We start from the raw sequence: 21,479 nt of genomic DNA, 5'->3' as shown, positions 1-21,479 counted from the left end.
ACCCCCATTACCCCCGGTACGGTTCGAGCACCCCTCAGGTAGTGGTTCCGTGCGGCCACTGCGAGGCCAGTTGGGGGTCGGCCTCGAGATGGGTCAGCCCGTTCCAGCACAGGTTGACCAGGTGCGCGGCGACCACCTCCTTGGAGGGGCTGCGCTCGTCGAGCCACCACGTCGCGGCCGTCGCCACCATGCCGACCAGCGCCTGCGCGTAGAGCGTCGCGAGACTGGTGTCGAAGCCGCGGCGTTCGAAATCCCCGGCGAGGATGTGCGCGACCTGATTGACCGCCTCGTTGAGCAGACTCGAGTAGGTGCCCTCCGCGGCCGAGACCGGTTGGTCGCGCATGAGGATTCGGAAACCGTCGGTGCGCTCCTCCATATAGGTCAGCAACGCCAGTGCCACCTGTTCGAGCCGCACCCGGGAACGGTTGCGGGTGAGCGAGGACGTGATCATGTTCAGCAGCGTCGACATCTCCCGGTCGACCACCACGGCGTAGAGCCCCTCCTTACCGCCGAAGTGTTCGTACACAACGGGTTTGGACACCTGCGCGCGTTGGGCGATCTCCTCGATGGACGTCGCGTCGTAACCGCGTTCGGCGAACAGCGCCCGGCCGATCTCGATCAACTGCTGACGCCGTTGGGTTCCCGTCATGCGCTGGCGCGCCGTGCGGCCCACCTCTCCCGACGTCATCGATGCACCCGCCCTTCGCCTCCCGATCACCTGCGATGATTCTTCCAACCGTCTGTACCCTATCGACACGGGCACCGGAAAACGGAGAAGCGGTTCGACGTTTGGGCCTCGGCGTGCGAGGATCATTCCGCGTGCCGTGGCGCAGCGACGGATCCGAGCGATCCGCCGGTGTGGCAATCCGCCGTAGTGTAATGGCAGCACCACTGATTTTGGTTCAGTTAGTCCAGGTTCGAGTCCTGGCGGCGGAGCTCGGGGGCGCAGGCGTATATCGTGTGTCCGCGTCCGATCAGCCCGACCACGACAGCCCCACCAGCACGATGACAGGCAGCCGAGGGAGATCCATGCCACAGCAGACCGCCGTCGTCGTTCTCGCCGCCGGTGCCGGAACCCGAATGCGGTCCAAGACCCCCAAGGTGTTGCATGCACTCGCCGGCCGCAGCATGCTCGCGCACGCGCTGCATGCGGCGAACGAGATCGACCCCGCGTACCTCATCACCGTGATCGGACACGATCGGGATCAGGTGGGCGCGGCGATGAATTCCGTTGCGGCCGAACTGCGTCGCGAGATCACCGCGGCCGTGCAGGAGGAGCAGCTCGGCACCGGACACGCCGTTCAGTGCGCGCTGTCGGCGGTGCCGGAGGACTTCACCGGCGACCTGCTCGTCACCTCCGCCGACGTCCCGCTGCTCGACGGCCACACGCTCTCGGCGCTGCTGGCCGACCATCGCAGCTATCGCGAGCGGTCGGCGGTGACGGTGCTGACGTTCGTGCCCGAGGACCCCAACGGTTACGGCCGCATCGTGCGCGACGCCGAGGGGCATGTGCTCGAGATCGTCGAACACGCCGACGCCACACCGGAACAGGCCGCCATCAACGAAGTCAATTCGGGCGTCTACGTTTTCGACGTGACCGTGCTGCGCACCATGATCGGGCGGCTCACCACCGCCAACGCCCAGCACGAGCTGTATCTGACCGATGTGCTCAAACTCGCGCGCGAGGCGGGCCATCCCGTGCACGGCGCGCGACTGGTCGACGCCAACAAGGTGACCGGCGTGAACGACCGCGTGCAGATGGCCGCGGCCGCGCGCACCCTCAACCGCTACATCCTCGAGCGCCACATGCGCGCGGGCGTCACCGTCATCGATCCCGCGAGCACATGGGTCGACGCCGGGGTGCGCATCGGCCGCGACGCCGTGCTGCGGCCGGGCGTGCAGTTGCTGGGCGCGACCGTCATCGGCGAGGACGCGGAGGTCGGCCCGGACAGCACGCTCACCGATGTGGTCGTCGGCGACGGCGCGAAGGTGGTCCGCACGCACGGCGAGGGGGCGACCATCGGACCCGGCGCGACCATCGGACCCTTCGCCTACCTGCGGCCGGGCACGCTCGTCGGCGAATCGGGCAAGCTCGGGGCATTCGTCGAGACCAAGAACGCGAGCATCGGCGCACACTCGAAGGTGCCGCATCTGAGCTACGTCGGCGACGCGACGATCGGCGAGTACAGCAACATCGGCGCGTCCAGTGTCTTCGTGAACTACGACGGGGTGAACAAGCATCACACGGTGATCGGTTCCCATGTGCGCACCGGGAGCGACAACATGTTCGTCGCCCCGGTCACGGTGGGTGACGGCGCCTATACCGGGGCGGGTACTGTGCTGCGTAGAAACGTTCCGCCCGGGGCGCTCGCCGTGTCGGGTGGAGCACAGCGCAATATTGAGGGCTGGGTGCAGCGGAACCGAGCGGGTACCGCTGCGGCGCAGGCGGCAGCGGCGGCGACAGCGGCCGACCCGCACGCGAGTCAGGCAACCGAGCAAAAGGATGGCGACAGAGAGTGACCGCGTTCTCGACGGATAACCAGAAGAACCTGATGCTGTTCTCGGGGCGCGCCCATCCCGAGCTGGCCGAGCAGGTCGCGAAAGAGCTGGACGTCTCCATCACCCCGCAAACGGCTCGCGACTTCGCCAACGGCGAGATCTTCGTCCGGTTCGAGGAGTCGGTGCGCGGCTCGGACGCCTTTGTGCTGCAAAGCTTTCCGGCCCCGCTGAACCAGTGGGTGATGGAACAGCTGATCATGATCGACGCGCTCAAGCGCGGTTCGGCCAAGCGGATCACCGCGGTGCTGCCGTTCTACCCCTACGCCCGGCAGGACAAGAAGCACCGCGGCCGCGAGCCCATCTCCGCCCGCCTGATCGCCGACATGCTCAAGACCGCGGGCGCCGACCGCATCATCACCGTCGACCTGCACACCGATCAGATCCAGGGCTTCTTCGACGGCCCGGTCGATCACATGCACGCGCTGATCCAGCTGTCGGAATACGTGCGCACGCACTACACCCTCGACCACATCACGGTCGTCTCCCCCGACGCGGGCCGCGTGAAGGTCGCCGAGAAGTGGGCCGACGCGCTCGGCGGCGCGCCGGTGGCGTTCATCCACAAGACCCGCGATCCGCTGGTGCCCAACCAGGTCAAATCGCATCGCCCGGTCGGTGACGTCGACGGCCGCACCTGCATCCTGATCGACGACATGATCGACACCGGCGGCACCATCGCCGAGGCCGTGCGCGTGCTGCGCGAGGCGGGTGCGGGCGACGTGGTCATCGCCGCCACTCACGGCGTGCTGTCCGCCCCGGCGGCCGAGCGGCTGGCCGCGTGCGGCGCGAAGGAGGTCATCGTGACCAACACGCTGCCGATCACCGAGGACAAGAAGTTCCCGAGCCTGACCGTGCTGTCGATCGCGCCGCTGCTGGCGCGCACGATCCGCGAGGTCTTCGAGAACGGCTCGGTCACCGGGCTTTTCAACGGGAACGCCTGACCTCGGGATCGATGGGCTTCACCGGGTTCCCCCTCGCCGGCCTCGACTTCTACGAGGATCTCGAGGCCGACAACTCGAAGGCGTTCTGGACCGCGCACAAGCATGTCTACGACACGGCGGTACGCGAGCCGATGGTCGCGCTGTGCGCGGAGCTGGAGGCGGACTTCGGCGAGCCCCGGATCTTCCGGCCCTATCGGGACGTGCGGTTCGCCGCCGACAAGCGGCCCTACAAGAATCATCAGGGCGCGGTCGTGCGGATCGCGCCCGGCACCGGGTGGTACGTGCAGATCGGCGCGCCGGGGCTGCTCGTGGCGGGCGGATTGTATTCGCCCACACCCGAACAGCTCGCGCGGCTGCGCACGACGATCGATGACGAGGTGCGCGGCCCCGAGCTCGAGCAGATCCTCGCCGGGCTCGCCGCCGTCGGATTCACGATCGGCGGCGAGCGGTTGAAGACCCGGCCCAAGGGCTTCGCCGCCGACCACCCGCGGATCGACCTGCTGCGGCACAAGTCGCTGCGGGTCAGCAAGGATTTCGGCGCACCCGATTGGCTCGAAACCCCGCGTGCCGCGAAGGAGATCCAGCAGTCGTGGGAGACGCTGCGGCCGCTCGTGGAGTGGCTCGGCGCGGTCGTCGGGACCTGACCGCCGCTCAGCGTCGTTCGGCGAGCACCAGCGCGAAACGCTGTAGCGGGTCGGTCCAGGCGTGTTCGGTGGTGAATCCGGCGCGGTCGAGTTCGGCGGTGAGACCGTCGACGCGGAATTTGGCGGAGATCTCCGTGCGCATCTGCTCGCCCGCGGCGAACTCCACGGTCAGATCGAGATCGGCGACGGCGACGGTCATATCGCGCGTCGCCTCGAGGCGCATCTCGATCCACTCGTTCGCCGCGTCCCAGATCGCTGTGTGGCGGAACGCCTCCGGATCGAAGTCGGCGCGCAGCCGGGAGTTCAGGACATAGAGGACGTTGCGGTTGAACTCCGCGGTCACCCCGGCCGCGTCGTCGTAGGCGGGGACAAGCACCGACGGGTCGATGACAAGGCCCGCGCCCAGCAGCAGTTGTTCGCCCGGCTCGAGGACCTGCGCGATGGCGGTGAGGAATTCGGCGCGTTCGGCGGGCGCGAAGTTGCCGATGGTGCCGCCGAGGAAGGCGATCATGCGGCGGCCGCCGCGCGGGAGGTTGTGCAGGGTGTCGGTGAAGTCGCTGACCACGCCGTGCACCGCGAGGCCCGGGAATTCGGCCGCGACCTCGGCGGCCGCGCCGCGCAGGGCGGATTCCGAGACGTCCTGCGGGACATAGGTTTTCAGCGGTCCGGCGGCGCTCAGCGCGTCGAGGAGCAGGCGGGTCTTGGCGGCCGAGCCGGAGCCGAGTTCGACCAGCACCTCGGCCCGGGCGATGCGGGCGATCTCGCCGACGACCTGTTCCAGCAGGGCGCGTTCGGTGCGGGTCGGGTAGTACTCGGGCAGCTGGGTGATGGCCTCGAACAGTTCGCTGCCGCGCGCGTCGTAGAACCACTTGGGCGGCAGGGTCTTCGGGCTGGCGGTGAGCCCCGCGCGGGCATCCGACCGGAGGGCGGCGGTCAGGTCGTCGTCGGTGAGGTGGATCTCCAGCGTCGGAGCGGTCATGAAGTCGGCCTTTCGGATTCATCGGGATCGAGCGGTGCGACGGTCAGCGTCCCCGGCCGGGCCGTCACCAGCCGCCGGTCGGGAATCGCCCGCCAGCGCGGGTCGTCGTCGTAGGGTTCGGAGGCGATCACCGCGATCTCCTCGGTGACCAGGACCGACAGCGCGTGGTGAACGGTTGTGGCCCAGAGGGTTTCGCCGTCGCCGAGCAGCAGGTTGAGGCGGGCGTTCGGGGCGTGGACGAGGACAGCGAGCGCCGCCTCGCGCAGGATCGCCGCGACGCGATCCGGCTGTCGCGCCGGGCTCGGCGACAAGACCTCAACGTTTCCCGTCGCACCGATGTCGCCCGGGACATCGCGGGCGGACCCGGCGCGGTCATCGCGGGCGGACTCAGCCCGAGCGCCGGGGGCGGAGTGGGCGCGGACATCGGGGGCGGAGTGGGTGCGGGCGGCGGGTGCGGGCTCGGCGACGTTGCGGTCGGCCTCGCGGTCCAGCAGGCCGCGCAGGATGACCCAGAACGTGGCGGAATCGGTGCGGGATTCGGCTTCGATCAGCGGCGGGGCGTCGAACCGGGCGGCGACGGCGGTGAGCGTGGCCTGCCAGTCCTGGATGACGCCGTTGTGGCTGAAGGCCCAGCGGCCGTGGGTGAACGGCGCGCAGGCGGTGCGTTCGACGGGCATGCCGACGGTGGCCGAGCGGACGGCGGCCAGGACGGCGTGCGAATTCAGTTGCGGCAGTACCTCGTCCACGGCCGGATCCGACCAGATGGGGGCGGGGTTGCGGTACCGCGTGGTGACCGAACCGGCGGCGGAGGTGGGGGCGCCACCCGAGCCGCGACCGTCGAGCGGGCCACCGTGGGCGCGGGCGCCGATGTTCTCGGTCTCGCGACCCGGCGCGGGCGCCCACCACGCGACGCCGAAGCCGTCGGCGTTGATGGTGCCGCCGCCGCGCATGTCGCGGGGCGCCCACGCCTGGGTGCGCAGCGAATGGTCGCCCCGGGTGAGCAGGTCGCCCACGGGAGTCGGCGGGCCGAGGTAGCCGAGGTGTCGGCACATCAGCGTTCGGCGGGGGTCAGGTCGCGGGCGAGGCGGAAGCCGGAGAAGATCTGGCGGCGGATGGGGTGGTCCCAGTTGCGGAAGGTGCCACGGCAGGCGACCTGATCGGTGCCGAAGGAGCCGCCGCGCAGGACCTTGTAGTCGCCGCCGAAGAAGACCTCGGAGTACTCGCGGTACGGGAACGCCTCGAAGCCGGGATACGGGTCGAAGCCCGAGGACGTCCACTCCCACACGTCGCCGATGAGCTGATGCACCCCGAGCGGCGACGCGCCGAGCGGATACGCGCCGACGTCGGCCGGTTCCAGGTGCCGCTGGCCCAGATTGGCGGTCCGCTCGTCGGGTTCGGCGTCGCCCCACGGATAGTCGCGGGACCGTCCGGTGGCCGGATCGAAGCGGGCGGCCTTCTCCCACTCCGCCTCGGTCGGCAGCCGCTTCCGGGCCCATCGCGCGTACGCCTCGGCCTCGAACCAGCAGACGTGCACCACCGGCTGCTGCGGGCGGACCAGCCGCATGGTGCCGAAAACCCTGCGCCACCAGCGTCCGTCGCCATCGCGCTCCCAGAACTGCGGCGCGACGAGGCCCGCCTCGGTGCGATGCGCCCAGCCGCGTTCGGACCACAGCTCGGGTCGCTCGTAGCCGCCGTCCTCGATGAACTCGATGTATTGCGCGTTGGTCACCGGGGCCGCGTCGATGGCGAAGCCGGGCACGAACACCGGATGGGCGGGCCGCTCGTTGTCCAGCGCCCAGGGATCGGTGGAGGTGCCCATGGTGAATTCGCCTGCGGGAACGATGATTTCGCCCGTCACCGGCACCGCGGCGGACGGGGCCGGGGACGCGGTCAGGACCGACTTCCCGGTGCGCAACTGATGGGTGGCGAGCATGGTCTCGTCGTGCTGCTGCTCGTGCTGGGCGATCATGCCGAAGGCGAAGCCGCCGTCGATGAGGCGGGCGCCGCGTAATCGATTGTCCGCCAGCACATCCCACACCTTGTCCCGCACCGAGCCGACATAGCCGCGGGCCTCCGCGGGATCGAGCAGCGGCAGGGCGGGCCGGTCGGCGCGCGGATGCTGGAAGGCGTCGTAGAGGTGGTCGATGTCGGCGCGCACCGGTTCGCGCCCGCCGACGTCGCGCACCAACCACAGCTCCTCCTGATTGCCGATGTGCGCGAGGTCCCAGACCAGCGGGCTCATCAGCCGGGAGTGCTGCGCCACGAGTTCGGCCTCGTCGACGCAGTCGGTCAGGGCCGCGGTGCGGGCGCGGGATCGGGTGAGGGTGCGCGCGATCTTCTCGCGCAGGCGCTCGGTCTCGGCACGGTCGGCGCCGGTGAGATGGGTGGTCATGAACTCGCTCCGAATCGATCGCTGTCTTCCTCGGTGGGCATGCGGCCGTCGCGACATCGGCGCACCGCCGCGGCCAGTTGGTCCCGGGCCGCCGCCGAGCGCGCGTTGTCGGTCGCCAGTGTCAGCAATCGCACTGCCGCCGAACGGATCTCGGGGTCGGCCAGGCCGCAGCGGGCGGCCTCCAGCCAGCGGTCCGCGACCGGTTCGGCCAGCCTCGTGGCCTCGGCCACCACGGCGGGCGTGCACAGCAGGGCGTCGATGACGTGGATGGGGACCGTCCAGCCGTCGCCGGGCTGGGCGTCGATGTAGCGGACCTCGAAGTACCCGGACGCGCGGACCGGCGGGAAGACCGTGGTCAGGTGGTAGTCGAGATCGGCGGCGTCGGGCCGGCGGCCGACCTCGTCGTCGAGCGCGCCGCACAACCAGTCGGCGAAGGTCGCGCCGGGCGGGGCGGCCCAGTCGACCGCGCCGTCGTCCTGACGCACGCACAGCAGCGGCACGTCCAGCACCCACCGCGCGTACTCGGCGATAGGGTCCGACCAGTGCCGCACGGGCGGTCGGCTGCGAATGTGGTCCAGCCGCAACCAGGTTCGCATGCGCTGGGAGGCCCAGTTGCCCACGGGCGCACCGTGCAGGACGGGGGAACAGGCGAAGGCCGCCACCAGCGCGGGGCCCACGGCGTTGAGCGCGGTCCAGCGGGCCGCGATCTCGGTGGGGTCGGCCCCGGCGTCGACGCTGACCTGCGTCGCGGCCGTATTGCACATCATGAGTTTGCCGAACGGGCCGATACCGGCGAAGGCCCGTTCCATGGCCCGGTACCGGGGCAGTTGCAACAGCCGGTCGGCCGGGCGCTCGGAATCGGCCGCGGCGGAATGGATTCGGACGGATCGGGAGCGGAGCAGACGCTCCAGCAGGCGGGTGTCGTCCCGCAGGCGCTCGCACAATTCGACGGCGTCGTCGAACGGGGCGCTGGAAAGTTCGATCTGGCCACCGGGTTCGATCGTGACCCGGCTGCCCCCGGGCAATGGCAGCGCCGGGGATTCGGGGGCGATGGACCGCGGCGCGTGCGGCCCGAGTGCGTCGGCCAGCCCCCCGAGGCTGGGACGCGATCCAGGCGCCGACGGCTCGTCCCGCGCGGTGAGCCACTCGAGTTCGGCGCCGATGAGCGCGGGTGGGCCCTGCTTGAAGCAGACACCGCCGACGTAGGCTTCCGCCGCCGCCCGCGACGAGAAACCCGAACCCGCGTCCGAGGGCGCTCGCACCGCCGTCACTGCCATGCCAACCTCCGAAGGCGATCTCCAGCCGACCGACCAAGCGTAGCGGCGGCTACCGACAAGATTTCTGGCGAATCCGTGACAAATAGGGCAAGCCCGCGGGAAAACCGCAGCTGAACAAGGCTCCGGAGAAATTTCCGGCACCGGTTCCACGCGGTCTTCTAAGGTCGAGGACGTGCTCGATCAGACTCGCCTGCGCGCCGACATCCCCGCCTACACCGACGCGACCCGCGCCGCGCCGATCTTCCTCGACAGCGCCGGATCGTCGCTGCCGCCCCGGATCGTGCTCGATACGGTCATCGCGCATCTGCGCCGGGAGGCCGAGGTCGGTGGCTACCGCGCGGCGAACGAGCGGCTCGACGACCTGGCGGCGGTGAAGTCCGCGATCGGGGCATTGATCAACGCCGATCCGGCCGGTATCGCCCTGAGCGACAGCGCCTCTCGATCGTGGGCGGATTTCTTCTACTCGGTGCCGTTGCGGCCCGGCGATCGGATCCTGGTATCCGGCTCCGACTACGCCAGCAATGCCATCGCCGCACTTCAACGCGCCCGCGCCACGGGTGCGACGGTCGAGGCTATCCCGGGCGACGAGTCCGGGCAGATCGACCTCGACGCGTTCGCCGCGATGGTGGACGAGCGGGTGCGGCTGGTGTCGCTGGTGCACGCGCCCACCAACGGCGGGCTGCTGAATCCGGTCGGCGAGGTGGTCGACATCGCCCACAAGGCGGGTGCGCTGGTGTTGCTGGACGCGTGCCAGTCGGCGGGACAGGTCCCCCTCGATGTGGTCGAATTCGGTGTCGACGCGCTGTCCGCGACCGGGCGCAAATGGTTGCGCGGGCCGCGCGGCACCGGATTCCTGTACGTGCGACCGGAATTGGCGGCCGCCATGGAACCGGGGCGGCTGGATCTGCACAGCGCCGAATGGGTGGGGCCCGAGGAGTATCGGCTCGCCGCGGGGGCCACGCGCTTCGAGTTCTGGGAGTGCGATGTGGCGGCCCGGCTCGGGCTGGGCGCGGCGGTGCGGTATCTGCTGGACGCGGGGCCGGAGCAGGTCTACGCGACCGTCGCGGCGAACGCCGCGCATCTCCGCGCGGAGCTGCCGGGGATTCCGGGGGTCACCGTGCGCGACCTCGGGACGCGGCACAATGGGATCGTGTCGTTCACCGTCGCGGGACTGGCGCCGGTCGAGGTGCGCGATCGCCTTGCGGCACAGGACATCACGGTCACGGTGAGCCATCGCGGGTCGACGCTGCTGGACATGTCGGCGCGCGGCCTGGATTCGGTGGTGCGCGCCTCGCCGCACTGCTTCGTGACGATCGAGGAACTCGACCGGTTCGTCGACGCCGTGGCGCGGCTGGCCGGTCAGGCGTAGAGGGTGCCGCCGTTGACCGAGATCGTCTGGCCGCTGATGAATCCGTTGGTGACCACCGCGTGCACGGCGGCGGCGATCTCGTCGGCGGTTCCCATGCGCCCCACCGGGATTCGATCGGCGACGCCGGAGCGTTTCAGCGGCTCGGCCATATCGGTGTCGACGGGTCCGGGAGCGACCGCGTTCACGGTGATGCCGTCGCGGGCCAGGCGGGCGGCGTAGCCCCGGGTCAGGCCCTCGAGTCCGGCCTTGGACGCGTTGTAGTGCACGCCGACGACACCGGGTCCGCGCGCGGCGGCGGAGGACAGGTTGACGATCCGGCCCCATCCCGCGGCCCGCATATCGGCGAGCACCGCCTGGGTGCAGACGAACGCGGAGGTCAGGTTGGTGCGCAGGGTTTCGTCGAAGATGTCCTCGGTGAGGTCGTCGAGTTCGACGACCGGGCCGATACCCGCATTGTTGACCAGCACGCCGATCGGGCCGAGCGCGGCGCGCACCCGATCGATGAGATCGCGGGCCTGGTCGGGGATGGAGACGTCGCCCGCGAAAGCCGTGGCCGTGCCGCCTCGTTCGCGAATCTCGGCGACCACCTGTTCGGCCGCGTCCGCGCGGGATCGATAGTTCACCGCCACCACCGCGCCCGCGTCGGCGAGCGCCACGGCGATCGCCCGGCCGATGCCGCGGGAGCCGCCCGTCACCAGGGCGACGCGATCGTTGATGTCCGACGGGTTCGCCATGCGTCCTCCTCGCAACTCGCGAATGAACCGGTTCGCGATCCCCACCGTATAACGATGCGGCGGGGTCGAGCGGGACCAGCCCACGCTCCCGCTCGCCCCGCTCCGCACGGCTTGTGGCCCAGGACGATTCGGGCTCAGTGCAATTGGTTCTGAGCGGTCTCCAGGTCGACGCGCAGCAGCAGTTCGACCGCGTCGGCGGCCTGTTCGACGATGACCGGGAGTTCCTTGCGCTCGGGACTCGAGAAGGGTTTGAGGACGAAGTCGGCGGGGTCCTGGCGGCCGGGGGGACGGCCGATGCCGAAGCGGACGCGCAGGTAGTCCTTGGTCGTCAACGAGCTGGAGACCGAACGCAATCCGTTGTGGCCGCCCTCGCCACCGCCGCGCTTGAGGCGGATCGTGCCGAAGGGCAGGTCGAGTTCGTCGTGGACGACGATCACCTCGGTGGGCGGCACGGAGAAGAAGCGGGCCAGCGCCGCGACGGGGCGGCCCGAGACGTTCATGAACGAGCGCGGTTTGGCCAGCAGCACCTTGCGCCCGTCGAGCCGGGCCTCGAGCAGGTCGGCGCCCGACTTCTTGTGCACGGTGAACCGGCCGCCGACGCGCTCGGCGAGCACGTCGGCGACCAGGAAACCGACATTGTGCCGGGTGCGCTCGTATTCGGGACCGGGGTTGCCCAGTCCGACGACGAGCGCGGGCCCAGCCTCCGACGATGTCATCGAAAACCGTTGGCCTTCGGGATTATTCGGCGCTCTCGGCCTCGGCCTCGCCCTCGGCGGACTCGCCCTCCTCGGCGGCCGGGGCCTCGATGATGTTCACGATCAGGGTCTCGGCGTCGACCGCCAGGGTGATGCCCTTGGGCAGCGCGATCTGGCCCGCGAGGATCTGGGTGCCGGCCTCGACGCCCTCGATGGAGACCTCGATCTGCTCGGGGATGTTGAGGGCCTCGGCCTCCACCGACAGGGTGGTGGTGTCCTGGGTGACCAGGGTGCCCGCGGCGGCCTCACCGGTCAGGGCGACCGGCACGTCGGCGGTGACCTTCTCGCCGCGGCGCACGATCAGCAGGTCGGCGTGCTCGATGTAGCGACGGATCGGGTGCACGACCACCGACTTGGTCAGGGCCAGCTGCTTCTTGCCCTCGATCTCGAGGTTCAGCACGGCGTTGGCGCCGTGTTCGCGCAGGATCGCGGCGAACGCCTGGGCGTTGACCGACAGATGCTTGGGGGCCTCGCCGTGGCCGTACAGCACGGCGGGCACATTGCCGTCACGGCGGGTGCGGCGCGCGGCACCCTTACCGAACTCGGTGCGAACGGCGGCTTCGAGGACGCTGACGTCGGACATGACAGATAACTCCTACGGCTTTCCGGGCGGTCTGCAACAGTGGCCAGGGACTGCCCTGGCAATGGGTCTGCTCGTCGGGCGAAGACGGCGACGACGGCCGGAAGCCGAGCCGCGTCGATCACGGTGCGCACCGAAGTGCCTCACCCTCGCCGAGACAACCCGAAGAGAATAACACGCACGTCCAGTTGCCCCGAATCGCCGCCCCGCCCCGGCGAAGAGCGTGCCGGGGACATGGAGAGGGGGCACGCCGGGGACAAAGGAAGGCGGGCGCCGGGGACCTAAGGAGGACGGACGCCGGGGACCAACGAGAGCGAATGCCCCGGACCAAGGAGAGCGGACGCCCCGGAGACCAACGAGAGCGGACGGCCCGGACCAACGAGAGCGGACGCCCAGGACCACGAGAGCGGACGCCCAGGACCACGAGAGCGGACGCCCAGGACCACGAGAGCGGACGGCCGGGACCACGAGAGCGGACGGCCGGGACCGAGGAGGGGACGCCGGGGCATGGGAGGGGACGTCGGGGCGCGGGGAGGGGGACGCCGGGCTATCGGAAGGTGGTGGCGTACTGGTCCACGTAGTGGTTTCCCGAGCGGGTGGCGAGGTCGCGCATGAGGGTGTCGGTGGCGGTTCGGACGGCTTCGGGGGTGGTGGGGAGGAAGTGGCGGGGTGGGGCGAATTCGATTCGGACTCGGGCGAAGCGGAGGAGGCGGCGGTTGCGGGGGTTGACGCGGTCGGTGCCGGTGAGGGCGACCGGGACGACGGGGGCGCCGGTGCGCATGGCGACGCGGATGACGCCGGTGCGGCCGCGGTAGGTGCGGCCGTCCGGGGAGCGGGTGCCCTCGGGGTGGATGCCCCAGATGCCGCCGGATTCGAGGATGCGGGCGGCGGCGTCGAGGGCATCGGCGGCGGCCGAACCGCCGGTGCGGTCGACGCGGACCTGGCCGGTGGCGGTCATGACCCAGCGTTCGACGCGGCCGCGCAGGCCCGTCGCGGTGAAGTACTCCTGCTTGGCGATGAACGTGATGCGCCTCGGGAGAACCAGCGCGAGGTACAGCGAATCGATCGCGGCCAGGTGATTGGCGGCCACGATCACCGGCCCCTCATTCGGAACATGGTGCAGACCAATGACTTTCGGCCTCCCGAGCAGCCGCAGCAACGGGCCGAGCAGGACGTACTTCAACAACCAGTACCACATGGAAGCCCCTTCGAAAGCTCGCGTAGACAATGTCTACTACACCCTCGTAGACAATGTCTACAGCCGCGCGCGAGAATGACCGCCATGGACGAGCGCTCCCTGCGGGAACGTCTGGTGAACGCCGGAGTCGACCTCCTGGAGGAGGTCGGCGCGGCCGAACTCGGCCTGCGAGCGATCGCGCGCGAGGCGGGCGTCTCCCACGGCGCCCCCCGCCGCCACTTCCCCACCCACCGCGCCCTGCTCGCCGCCGTGGCCGCCCGCGGATTCGCCGATCTGCGAACCGAATTCGCGACCCACGCCGACCCCGACCCGCGCACCCGGGTCGACCACCTGGCCCGCACCTACCTCCGCTTCGCCGCGCGCCGCCCGGAGATGTTCACCCTCATGTTCCGCCACGACCTGCTCGAGGGCTCCGGCGAGAACCTGCGCGCCCGCACCCTGCCCCTCTACCGCGACTGGATCGACCTGATCGCCGCCTGCGACCCGGACCGCCCGCGCGAGACGGCCCTGGAACTGTGGGCCAACCTGCACGGCATCGCCACCCTCGTCGCCAATCGCAGCATCGAACTCATCGCCCCGGGCACCGACACCGAGACGCTGGTCCGCACGACCGTCGCCCGCCACCTCGACCGCAACTGAATCGCCCCGTCCAGTACCCTGGAACGGTTGCCGACCCGCGAAAAAGGAGCCGCTCCCCGTGAATTCCCCTTCCGCCACCACCACGCCCGGGCGGCTGGCCGAGGAGGTCGCGCGGCGGCGCACGTTCGCGGTCATCTCCCATCCCGACGCCGGTAAGTCCACGCTGACCGAGGCGCTCGCCCTGCACGCCAAGGTGATCTCCGAGGCGGGCGCGATCCACGGCAAGGCCGGGCGGCGTTCGACGGTCTCGGACTGGATGGAGATGGAGAAGGCGCGCGGCATCTCGGTGAGTTCGACCGCGTTGCAGTTCGACTACGGCGACTGCGTGATCAACCTCGTCGACACCCCGGGCCACTCGGACTTCTCCGAGGACACCTACCGCGTGCTGACCGCCGTCGACGCCGCGGTCATGCTCATCGACGCCGCCAAGGGCCTGGAACCGCAGACGCTCAAGCTGTTCCAGGTGTGCCGCCACCGCGGCATCCCCGTCATCACCGTGATCAACAAGTGGGACCGGCCCGGCCGCGCGCCGCTGGAACTGCTCGACGAGATCAGCGAACGCATCGGCCTCACCCCGACCCCGCTGTTCCTGCCGGTCGGCATCGCCGGTGACTTCCGCGGCCTGCTGCGGCGCGGAACCGACGGCGCCGCAACGGAATACATCCACTTCACGCGCACCGCGGGCGGCGCGACCATCGCCCCGGAGGAGTCCTACACCCCCGAGCAGGCGGCCGAGCGCGAGGGCGAGGCGTGGACCACCGCGGCCGAGGAGAGCGAACTGCTCTCGGCGACGGGCCAGGACCACGACGAGGAGCTGTTCCTCGCCGGGCAGACCTCACCGGTCATCTACGCCTCGGCCATGCTGAACTTCGGCGTGCGGCAGCTGCTGGAGACGCTCGTCTCGCTCGCGCCCGCGCCCGGCCCGCGGCTGGACGTGCAGGGCCACCCGCGCGAACCGGTCGAGCCGTTCTCGGCGGTGGTGTTCAAGGTGCAGGCCGGAATGGACGCCGCGCACCGGGACCGGTTGGCGTTCATCCGGATCGTGTCCGGGGAGTTCGAGCGCGGCATGGTCGTCACGCACGCGCAGACCGGGCGGCCGTTCGCGACGAAGTACGCGCTCACGGTGTTCGGCCGGGAACGGTCGACCGTGGACACGGCCTATCCGGGTGACGTGGTCGGCCTGGTGAACGCGACCGCGCTCGCGCCCGGCCACACGCTCTACGTGGACAAGAAGGTCGAGTTCCCGCCCATCCCGTCCTTCGCCCCCGAGCACTTCGCGACCCTGCGGGCGCGCAGTGCGGGCAAGTACAAGCAGTTCCGCAAGGCCATCGATCAGCTGGACTCCGAGGGCGTGGTGCAGGTGCTGCGCAACGACACCCGCGGCGACGCCTCGCCGGTACTGGCCGCGGTCGGCCCGATGCAGTTCGAGGTGGTCACCGCGCGCATGCAGGCCGAGTTCGGGGTGGAGACCCAGCTGGACTTCCTGCCCTACCAGGTGGCCCGGCGCACCGACGCCGCGTCCGCGCCGGAACTGGACCGCCAGCGCGGGGTGGAGGTGTTCACCCGCACCGACGGCGCGATCCTCGCGCTGTTCAGCGACAAGTGGCGGTTGCAGTACATCCAGAAGGAGATGTCGGAGCTGACCCTGGAACCGCTGGTGGCCGCGGCCGACTAGCCCATGGTCTCGGCGGAATCCGGGCCGCTGCCGTCGGGTTCGGGCCGCACCCCGGCCTCCTGACCGAGCATCCCCCACCGGCTCGAGGTGAGCCGCAGGCTGGGCAGATCCGACAGCGACAGCACCACCTCGTAGGTGCGCTCGTAGCCGGTGTGCGCGATGCGCCAGCGACCGTCCTGACAACGGACGTACCGGTCGGAGTAGAACGCCGCCCCGCGCAGCAGCATGTTGTGGCCCGGGATGAGCACGGTGTCGGCCAGATACCAGGTCCCCGTCGCGGTGTCGCCGTCGACGTCGATCTCCGGATGATCGCAGCGATGCTCGGTGATGACGTGCGGCCCGAGGGTGTTGCGCATGAACGCCAGGAACGCGTCGCGCGATTCGAATTGCAGGTACTCGCTGTAGGTCGCCGTCGCCTCCGGGATCATGGTGTCGGCGAAGTCGTCCCAGGACTTGGTGTCGAGGGCGCGAAGATATCGGAACTTCAGCCGATTGATCGCGGAGACGGCGTCGGAGTCCATACTTCAACAATCCCACCGGATGCCGAAGATTCGCACGGATCGCGAAATCTGTATCGGATCGCGATCTCGCACGCCCTCCCCTACCCCCCGTTGATCGTGAAGCAGGTCCGGCAGAAGTCCTCACCGAACTCGGTGAGCCGCAAGCTCTTTCGCACGATCTTGGGGGCCCGCCCGGCCTTCTTCAGAGCGCTCTCCACATTGGGCTGGACCTCGAGGACCATGTACCGGCTCAGCACCACCGGATCGTCGGAGGTGACCAGCAAACCGAGGCGGTTGAGGTTGATCAGGTAGAGCCGGGCGCGGTCGGGGTAGCGCACCCCGGCCTGTTCGGGCACCGAGGTCAGATCCCCGGCGACGAGTTCGGACCCGATGCCCAGCGGCCGGTTGGTGCGCACGTCCACCGACGGCTGCGGCCCGTTCAACGCCATGAACCGCAGGATGCGGGCCTCGTCGGGGGCGAGCTGATCGAGGATGCGGTCGTAGGCCGGATGCACGTCCTCGGTGAAGTACACGTCCGCCGACCGGGCCAGCAGCGCGTCCCCGCGGCGGCGCAGATCCGCGAGCGTGCCCGAACGGACGTAGCCCGCGGTGATGGCGGCCTGCTGCGGCTGCCCGTTGCCGGACGACGAGGAGGTCGGCACGTAGCTGACGATCTCCCGCACCGAACCCTCGGTCACGCCGAGGATATTGCGGGCCACCGACTGCAACGCGGTCCCCGCCCGATCGGCGATCTCCGCCGAGGACTCCCCGTCGAGCGCGGCCTGGGTGATCTGCTTGCCGACCTCGTAGGTGGTGCCGACGGCCCACTGCCCGCCCCGGACGGCCGTCCCCGCCGCGAGCCCGGCGGCCCGGAACACCCCCCGAATGAGGCGGGCCTCGTTGCTGATCTGCCGCTTCTCCACATCCGAGCTGCGTTCCACGGCACGGGACCCGGGTCGGACCACTTCCCGGCCGGTCCTGTCGTCTGCCACGTGCTTCTCCGAAATTCGTCGTTACGGCCGAAGTCTTCCACCCTCGACCCCGGTGAACCAGTTCCCTCGCCAGAATTGGACCGGTTTCCTGAATCCACAGTAAGGTCCAGCGTGCCGACGGGGTACGTTGAGGTGCCGGTGTGGCGGCGGTCACCGGTATTGGGGTCGGCAGGAGGGTGTCGTGCTGGAGAGTGTGTTCGATGTGGCGCCGACCTGGTGGCTCGAGCTGATCACCATTCCCCTGTTCACCGGTGTGATCGGTTACATAACCAACTGGACCGGCGTCTTGATGTTGTTCAAGCCGCTGCGTTTCCACGGGGTGCATCTGCCCGGGCTGCGGTGGCTGTTCCCCTATCTCCCCAAGCGCGTGCAGGTGCTGCCGCTGTTGCAGTGGGACGGCCGGGCGGGCTGGCAGGGCATCGTGCCCTCCCGCGCGGACAAGATGGCCTCGATCGCCGTGGACAAGGGCCTGTCCAAACTGGGCAGCGTCGCCGACTTCTATCGCGAGCTCGAACCCGACGCGCTGGCCGAACACCTGACCGCGATCGCGCAGGACCAGATCCGCGACATCGTCGAGGAGATCGCGATCCGCGAGCATCCACAGCTGTGGTTCAACCTGCCCGCGCAGGTGCGTGAGGTCGTGCACGATCGGGTGCGCGACCAGCTGCCCGACATCCTGCGCGAACTCACCGAGGAGCTGGGCAACAACATCGAGCAACTGCTCGACGTCAAGCAGATGGTGATCCGCTACTTCCAGTCCCGCCCGCAGCTGCTGAACATGGTGTTCCAGGTGCTGGGCGCGAAGGAGCTGCGGTTCATGCAGAACTTCGGCTTCTACTTCGGCGCGCCCATGGGCGTGATCCTGGTGTTCATCCTGCACCTGTACCCGCACCCGCTGATCGTGCTGCCCGTCGGCGGCGTGATCATCGGCTGGGTGGTCAACTGGATCGGCCTGAATCTGATCTTCGCCCCCGCCTATCCGAAATGGTGGTGCCCGTGGCGGCAGGGCCTGCTGATCAAGCGGCAGCCCGAGATCACCGAGGGCTACGCGGATCTGGTGGCCAACCAGATCATCACGATCGCCAACGTCGGCGACGAACTGCTCAACGGCCCGCGCTCGGACCGGACCATGCAGGTGCTCGAGGACACGCTGCGCCCGGCCACCGACCGCGCGCTCGGACCCGCCCGGGGCGCACTGAAATTCGTGATCGGCCGCAACGACTACGAGCACCTGCGGACCCGATTCGCCGACGAGGCCAAGAATCTCGCGCCGGTCGCCTTCGCCGATCCGGCGTTCAACGCGCAGCAGAGCAAGTCGGTCAGTCAGTACATCGCCAAACAGATGGCCGCGCTGTCGCCGCCGGACTTCGTGGATATGTTGCGCGCGGCGATAAAACAGGATGAATGGCTCTTGTTCGTCCATGGCGGCGTGTTGGGCCTGCTGGCCGGTTACGCTCATATCCTGATCTTCGGAACAGGAGTAGCCCCATGGCCGTGGTGAACCACTCGGACGACGACGAAGGTCCCGAGTATTCCACCGAACTCGTGCCCCGGGCCGCGGCGGAGGTCGCCCCGCGCTCCGTCGGTCCGGTGCGCACCGCGACGGGCGTCGTCTGGGTGGCGGTATCGGCGGTGACGGATGCGACCGCGTGGGGTCTGGGCACCGCCCTCGGCGTCACCGGCACGGTGGTGCGCGGCAGTATGGCCGGTCGGCCGACGCGCGAGGTGCTCTCGGATGCCGGTGAGCAGGTACGGGATTCGGTGCGGCGCGCGCTCGGCATCCCCCGCCCCGATCCCGCCGGCGCGGTTCCCGGTGCGCAGGCCCTGCGCGAGCGGGGGGCCGAACTGCTGCGCCGCTCGGCCGATGTGCACGCCGTCGACGACGATCATCCCGCCTTCGCGCGCATCCTCGCCGAACTCGCGCCCGACGAGGCGCGCATCCTGCGGCACCTGTATCTCGACGGCGCGCAACCCGCGCTGGAGGTGCGGCTCGGGCGCACGGAGCGAACGGGCATGGGCCTCACCATGATCGGCGAGGACGCCGCCGTCCGCTTCCCCGAACGCTGCGACGCCTACCTGACCAATCTGCGACGGCTCGGGCTGGCCGACCGGTCCCCCGACGCGCTGGACAACCCGACCCGCTACCAGCTGCTGGAGTCGCAGCCGGAGGTGCGGAAGTTGCTCAAGCGCAGCGGGTTCGGGACCAAGGTGTTCTATCGCAGCATCGCGCTCACCGGCTTCGGCGCGCATTTCGTGCGCGCCTGCCTGCCGGTGCCGCCGCTGGATCAGGCGCTGTAGTCAGCCGACCTGTTCGGCGAGTTCGAGCCAGCGCTCCTCGGTCGAATCCTTCTCGGCCTGAACCTGTTTGAGCTCCGCGCCGAGCGAGACCAGGCGGTCGGGTTCAGTGGCCGCCTCGGCGAGGGCTTGGTGCAGGCGCTCCTCGCGTTCGGTGAGTTTCTCCAGGGCGCGTTCGAGTTTGGACAGTTCCTTGCGGGCCGCGCGGTAGGTGACCGAATCGGTCGCGGGCGCGCTCGCGGCGGCGGCCTGGGCGCGACGCGGGGCCTCGGCGAGGGCGGCGCGGCGGCGCAGGTACTCCTCGATGCCGCCGGGCAGATTGGTGAGTTTCCCGTCGCCGAACAGCGCCCAGGTGCTGTCGCAGATGCGCTCGATGAGGTAGCGGTCGTGGCTGATCACCACGAGGGTGCCGGGCCAGCCGTCGAGCAGATCCTCGAGTTGTTGCAGGGTGTCGATGTCGAGGTCGTTGGTGGGCTCGTCGAGCAGCAGCACATTGGGCTCGCTCATGAGGATGCGGGTCAGTTGCAGGCGGCGGCGTTCGCCGCCGGACAGGTCGCCGACGGGGGTGCGCTGTTTGGCCGGGGTGAAGCCGAGCCGTTCGGCGAGCTGCCCCGCCGATATCTCCTTGTCGCCCAGCGTCGTTCGCTCGGCGACATCCGAGACCGCTTCCAGCACACGCATATTCGTGGGCAGATCGTCGAGTTCCTGCCGGAGCCAGCCGATCCGGACGGTCTGGCCCTGGATCCGCTTGCCCGCGGCCAGCGGCGCGTCCCCCGCCAGGGCGCGCAGCAGGGTGGTCTTGCCGGAGCCGTTCACGCCAACCAGACCCGCGCGTTCGCCGGGGGCCAGCCGCCAGGTGAGGTCGTGGACGAGTTCGCGATCGTCGGGGGTGGTGAGGGTGACGTCCTCGAGCTCGATCACCACCCGGCCCAGCCGCTTTCGCGCGAACGACGCCAGCTGCACGGTGTCGCGCGGGGGCGGGACATCGGCGATGAGGGCCTCGGCCGCCTCGACGCGGTAGCGGGGTTTGGAGGTGCGGGCCTGCGGTCCCCTGCGCAGCCAGGCCAATTCCTTGCGGGCGAGGTTGCGGCGGCGGGCCTCGCTGGCGTCGGCCTGGCGGGAGCGTTCGGCGCGGGCGAAGATCCAGTCGTTGTAGCCGCCCTCGTAGCTCTCGACCCTGCCGCCCACGACCTCCCAGGTCCGGGTGGCGACGGTGTCGAGGAACCAGCGGTCGTGGGTGACGACGACCAGGGCGCTGCGGCGGGAGAGCAGATGTTCGGCCAGCCACTGCACGCCCTCGACGTCGAGGTGGTTGGTGGGTTCGTCGAGGACGAGCAGATCGAGTTCGCGGACCAGGGCCGCGGCCAGCGCGACGCGGCGGCGTTCGCCTCCGGAGAGGTTGGTCACGCTCGCGTCCATCCCCAGGTCGGCGATGCCGATGCCCTCGAGTACGGAACGGATACGGGGATCGGCCGCCCACTCGTGTTCGGCGATGCCGTCGGTGCGGGCGTCCTCGGCCAGCCCGGCCAGCACCACCTCGCCGACCGTCGCGCCCTCGGGCAGCACGCCGCGCTGGGTGACCACGGCCATGCGCAGGCCGTTCACCCGGCTGACCCGGCCGCTGTCGGGCTCCTCGATCCCGGTCAGCACCTCCAGCAGCGTCGTCTTACCGCCGCCGTTGAGTCCCACGACCCCGATCCGCTCGCCCTCCTGCACGCCGAGCGAGACGTCGTCCAGCAACGGCTGCACGCCGAAGCTCTTGTGGACTTGTTCGAGATTGATCAGGTTCGCCATGGGTCCTCGGTGTCGTCGGTTTCGTGCATCGGCCAGGGTACTGGGGGTCGCGACTTGCCAAGGCGCGCAGGCCCGTCCTATGGTTGCGGCAATCCGACGGGTGTTCCCCAGAAGTCCTGCCGCAGAGCGGGAACCCGGCCTCGAGCGAGGTCAGGAGTG

General features: G+C 69.8%; 20 protein-coding genes and 1 tRNA gene. 9 read left to right on the top strand and 12 right to left on the bottom strand.

Annotated features, from left to right (window positions below):
• Positions 1 to 34: 34 nt before the first annotated feature.
• Positions 35 to 688 (bottom strand): TetR/AcrR family transcriptional regulator, encoded by a 654-nt coding sequence (locus ACFYTQ_RS13225; protein WP_387360124.1) that lies wholly within the window; start codon positions 686 to 688, stop codon positions 35 to 37.
• Positions 689 to 865: 177 nt separating this feature from the next.
• Between ACFYTQ_RS13225 and ACFYTQ_RS13220 the strand changes: the two genes are divergently transcribed.
• The 4 genes from ACFYTQ_RS13220 (at position 866) to ACFYTQ_RS13205 (ending at position 4,141) form a co-directional block, all read left to right on the top strand.
• A tRNA-Gln gene (locus ACFYTQ_RS13220) sits at positions 866 to 936 on the top strand.
• Positions 937 to 1,029: 93 nt separating this feature from the next.
• The gene (gene glmU / locus ACFYTQ_RS13215) at positions 1,030 to 2,520 is read left to right on the top strand and encodes a bifunctional UDP-N-acetylglucosamine diphosphorylase/glucosamine-1-phosphate N-acetyltransferase GlmU (protein WP_387360122.1); all 1,491 of its coding nucleotides are present in this window, start codon (positions 1,030 to 1,032) and stop codon (positions 2,518 to 2,520) included.
• Complete coding sequence (locus ACFYTQ_RS13210; protein ID WP_387360120.1) at positions 2,517 to 3,497, top strand: ribose-phosphate diphosphokinase; 981 nt, start codon at positions 2,517 to 2,519, stop codon at positions 3,495 to 3,497. Before glmU ends, ACFYTQ_RS13210 begins: the two co-directional genes overlap by 4 nt.
• An 11-nt stretch (positions 3,498 to 3,508) precedes the next feature.
• Positions 3,509 to 4,141 (top strand): DUF2461 domain-containing protein, encoded by a 633-nt coding sequence (locus ACFYTQ_RS13205; protein ID WP_387360118.1) that lies wholly within the window; start codon positions 3,509 to 3,511, stop codon positions 4,139 to 4,141.
• A gap of 7 nt (positions 4,142 to 4,148) precedes the next feature.
• Here ACFYTQ_RS13205 and egtD read toward each other — a convergent pair whose 3' ends face one another.
• The 4 genes from egtD to egtA are packed head-to-tail and all read right to left on the bottom strand — an operon-like array spanning position 4,149 to position 8,789.
• Positions 4,149 to 5,120 carry an L-histidine N(alpha)-methyltransferase gene (egtD, locus tag ACFYTQ_RS13200; RefSeq protein WP_387360116.1) on the bottom strand — a complete coding sequence of 324 codons (972 nt, stop codon included), beginning with the start codon at positions 5,118 to 5,120 and terminating at the stop codon, positions 4,149 to 4,151.
• Positions 5,117 to 6,172: an ergothioneine biosynthesis protein EgtC gene (locus ACFYTQ_RS13195; RefSeq protein ID WP_387360114.1), complete on the bottom strand. Its 1,056-nt coding sequence runs from the start codon at positions 6,170 to 6,172 to the stop codon at positions 5,117 to 5,119. The genes egtD and ACFYTQ_RS13195 overlap by 4 nt, the downstream gene beginning before the upstream one ends.
• Entirely contained in the window at positions 6,172 to 7,512 is a 1,341-nt protein-coding gene (gene egtB, locus ACFYTQ_RS13190; protein WP_387360112.1) for an ergothioneine biosynthesis protein EgtB, read from the bottom strand. The genes ACFYTQ_RS13195 and egtB overlap by 1 nt, the downstream gene beginning before the upstream one ends.
• Complete coding sequence (egtA, locus tag ACFYTQ_RS13185) at positions 7,509 to 8,789, bottom strand: ergothioneine biosynthesis glutamate--cysteine ligase EgtA (protein WP_387360110.1); 1,281 nt, start codon at positions 8,787 to 8,789, stop codon at positions 7,509 to 7,511. Before egtA ends, egtB begins: the two co-directional genes overlap by 4 nt.
• Before the next feature lie 172 nt (positions 8,790 to 8,961).
• Here egtA and ACFYTQ_RS13180 point away from each other — a divergent pair, with 172 nt between their 5' ends.
• Positions 8,962 to 10,158 (top strand): aminotransferase class V-fold PLP-dependent enzyme, encoded by a 1,197-nt coding sequence (locus ACFYTQ_RS13180; protein ID WP_387360108.1) that lies wholly within the window; start codon positions 8,962 to 8,964, stop codon positions 10,156 to 10,158.
• Here the strand turns inward: ACFYTQ_RS13180 and ACFYTQ_RS13175 are convergent.
• The 4 genes from ACFYTQ_RS13175 to ACFYTQ_RS13160 all read right to left on the bottom strand — a co-directional run bounded on the left by ACFYTQ_RS13175 (position 10,149) and on the right by ACFYTQ_RS13160 (position 13,425).
• On the bottom strand, positions 10,149 to 10,892 hold the full coding sequence (locus ACFYTQ_RS13175; RefSeq protein WP_387360106.1) for an SDR family NAD(P)-dependent oxidoreductase: 744 nt from the start codon (positions 10,890 to 10,892) through the stop codon (positions 10,149 to 10,151). The two genes, ACFYTQ_RS13180 and ACFYTQ_RS13175, sit on opposite strands and share 10 nt — an antisense overlap.
• A 134-nt stretch (positions 10,893 to 11,026) precedes the next feature.
• A complete protein-coding gene (pth, locus tag ACFYTQ_RS13170; protein ID WP_387360104.1) occupies positions 11,027 to 11,608 on the bottom strand; it encodes an aminoacyl-tRNA hydrolase in 582 nt (193 codons plus the stop codon).
• Between the two features lie 22 nt (positions 11,609 to 11,630).
• Complete coding sequence (locus tag ACFYTQ_RS13165; RefSeq protein ID WP_387360102.1) at positions 11,631 to 12,230, bottom strand: 50S ribosomal protein L25/general stress protein Ctc; 600 nt, start codon at positions 12,228 to 12,230, stop codon at positions 11,631 to 11,633.
• Between the two features lie 544 nt (positions 12,231 to 12,774).
• Positions 12,775 to 13,425 carry a lysophospholipid acyltransferase family protein gene (locus ACFYTQ_RS13160; protein WP_387360100.1) on the bottom strand — a complete coding sequence of 217 codons (651 nt, stop codon included), beginning with the start codon at positions 13,423 to 13,425 and terminating at the stop codon, positions 12,775 to 12,777.
• Positions 13,426 to 13,509: 84 nt separating this feature from the next.
• Here ACFYTQ_RS13160 and ACFYTQ_RS13155 point away from each other — a divergent pair, with 84 nt between their 5' ends.
• Entirely contained in the window at positions 13,510 to 14,064 is a 555-nt protein-coding gene (locus ACFYTQ_RS13155) for a TetR/AcrR family transcriptional regulator (RefSeq protein WP_387360098.1), read from the top strand.
• A 58-nt stretch (positions 14,065 to 14,122) separates the two neighbouring features.
• Positions 14,123 to 15,739: a peptide chain release factor 3 gene (locus ACFYTQ_RS13150; RefSeq protein WP_387360096.1), complete on the top strand. Its 1,617-nt coding sequence runs from the start codon at positions 14,123 to 14,125 to the stop codon at positions 15,737 to 15,739.
• On the opposite strand, the gene ACFYTQ_RS13145 is transcribed toward ACFYTQ_RS13150, so the two are convergent.
• Both ACFYTQ_RS13145 and ACFYTQ_RS13140 read right to left on the bottom strand, forming a co-directional pair.
• Positions 15,736 to 16,260 (bottom strand): nuclear transport factor 2 family protein, encoded by a 525-nt coding sequence (locus ACFYTQ_RS13145; protein WP_387360094.1) that lies wholly within the window; start codon positions 16,258 to 16,260, stop codon positions 15,736 to 15,738. The two genes, ACFYTQ_RS13150 and ACFYTQ_RS13145, sit on opposite strands and share 4 nt — an antisense overlap.
• Before the next feature lie 80 nt (positions 16,261 to 16,340).
• Entirely contained in the window at positions 16,341 to 17,231 is an 891-nt protein-coding gene (locus ACFYTQ_RS13140; protein ID WP_387360092.1) for an Abi-alpha family protein, read from the bottom strand.
• Positions 17,232 to 17,412: 181 nt separating this feature from the next.
• Between ACFYTQ_RS13140 and ACFYTQ_RS13135 the strand changes: the two genes are divergently transcribed.
• Both ACFYTQ_RS13135 and ACFYTQ_RS13130 read left to right on the top strand, forming a co-directional pair.
• Positions 17,413 to 18,732 (top strand): hypothetical protein, encoded by a 1,320-nt coding sequence (locus ACFYTQ_RS13135; protein ID WP_387360090.1) that lies wholly within the window; start codon positions 17,413 to 17,415, stop codon positions 18,730 to 18,732.
• On the top strand, positions 18,720 to 19,529 hold the full coding sequence (locus tag ACFYTQ_RS13130; RefSeq protein WP_387360088.1) for an Abi-alpha family protein: 810 nt from the start codon (positions 18,720 to 18,722) through the stop codon (positions 19,527 to 19,529). Before ACFYTQ_RS13135 ends, ACFYTQ_RS13130 begins: the two co-directional genes overlap by 13 nt.
• On the opposite strand, the gene ACFYTQ_RS13125 is transcribed toward ACFYTQ_RS13130, so the two are convergent.
• Positions 19,530 to 21,320, bottom strand: a complete 1,791-nt coding sequence (locus tag ACFYTQ_RS13125) for an ABC-F family ATP-binding cassette domain-containing protein (protein ID WP_387360086.1) — start codon at positions 21,318 to 21,320, stop codon at positions 19,530 to 19,532. It lies immediately after the preceding gene.
• Positions 21,321 to 21,479 lie beyond the last annotated feature (159 nt).

Origin of the sequence: Nocardia sp. NPDC004068 (genome assembly GCF_042874315.1) — a bacterium.
Taxonomy (GTDB): Bacteria; Actinomycetota; Actinomycetes; order Mycobacteriales; family Mycobacteriaceae; genus Nocardia.
The sequence above is the reverse complement of the archived record's forward strand: the minus strand, read 5'-3'. Positions and strand labels throughout refer to the sequence as shown.

Excerpts from the sequence above, each read along its gene's own strand:
- ACFYTQ_RS13225 (WP_387360124.1), bottom strand. The coding sequence starts at position 688 with ATGACGTCGGGAGAGGTGGGCCGCACGGCGCGCCAGCGCATGACGGGA.
- glmU (WP_387360122.1), top strand. The coding sequence starts at position 1,030 with ATGCCACAGCAGACCGCCGTCGTCGTTCTCGCCGCCGGTGCCGGAACC.
- ACFYTQ_RS13205 (WP_387360118.1), top strand. The coding sequence starts at position 3,509 with ATGGGCTTCACCGGGTTCCCCCTCGCCGGCCTCGACTTCTACGAGGAT.
- egtD (WP_387360116.1), bottom strand. The coding sequence starts at position 5,120 with ATGACCGCTCCGACGCTGGAGATCCACCTCACCGACGACGACCTGACC.
- ACFYTQ_RS13195 (WP_387360114.1), bottom strand. The coding sequence starts at position 6,172 with ATGTGCCGACACCTCGGCTACCTCGGCCCGCCGACTCCCGTGGGCGAC.
- egtB (WP_387360112.1), bottom strand. The coding sequence starts at position 7,512 with ATGACCACCCATCTCACCGGCGCCGACCGTGCCGAGACCGAGCGCCTG.
- egtA (WP_387360110.1), bottom strand. The coding sequence starts at position 8,789 with ATGGCAGTGACGGCGGTGCGAGCGCCCTCGGACGCGGGTTCGGGTTTC.
- ACFYTQ_RS13175 (WP_387360106.1), bottom strand. The coding sequence starts at position 10,892 with ATGGCGAACCCGTCGGACATCAACGATCGCGTCGCCCTGGTGACGGGC.
- pth (WP_387360104.1), bottom strand. The coding sequence starts at position 11,608 with ATGACATCGTCGGAGGCTGGGCCCGCGCTCGTCGTCGGACTGGGCAAC.
- ACFYTQ_RS13165 (WP_387360102.1), bottom strand. The coding sequence starts at position 12,230 with ATGTCCGACGTCAGCGTCCTCGAAGCCGCCGTTCGCACCGAGTTCGGT.
- ACFYTQ_RS13160 (WP_387360100.1), bottom strand. The coding sequence starts at position 13,425 with ATGTGGTACTGGTTGTTGAAGTACGTCCTGCTCGGCCCGTTGCTGCGG.
- ACFYTQ_RS13155 (WP_387360098.1), top strand. The coding sequence starts at position 13,510 with ATGGACGAGCGCTCCCTGCGGGAACGTCTGGTGAACGCCGGAGTCGAC.
- ACFYTQ_RS13145 (WP_387360094.1), bottom strand. The coding sequence starts at position 16,260 with ATGGACTCCGACGCCGTCTCCGCGATCAATCGGCTGAAGTTCCGATAT.
- ACFYTQ_RS13130 (WP_387360088.1), top strand. The coding sequence starts at position 18,720 with ATGGCCGTGGTGAACCACTCGGACGACGACGAAGGTCCCGAGTATTCC.
- ACFYTQ_RS13125 (WP_387360086.1), bottom strand. The coding sequence starts at position 21,320 with ATGGCGAACCTGATCAATCTCGAACAAGTCCACAAGAGCTTCGGCGTG.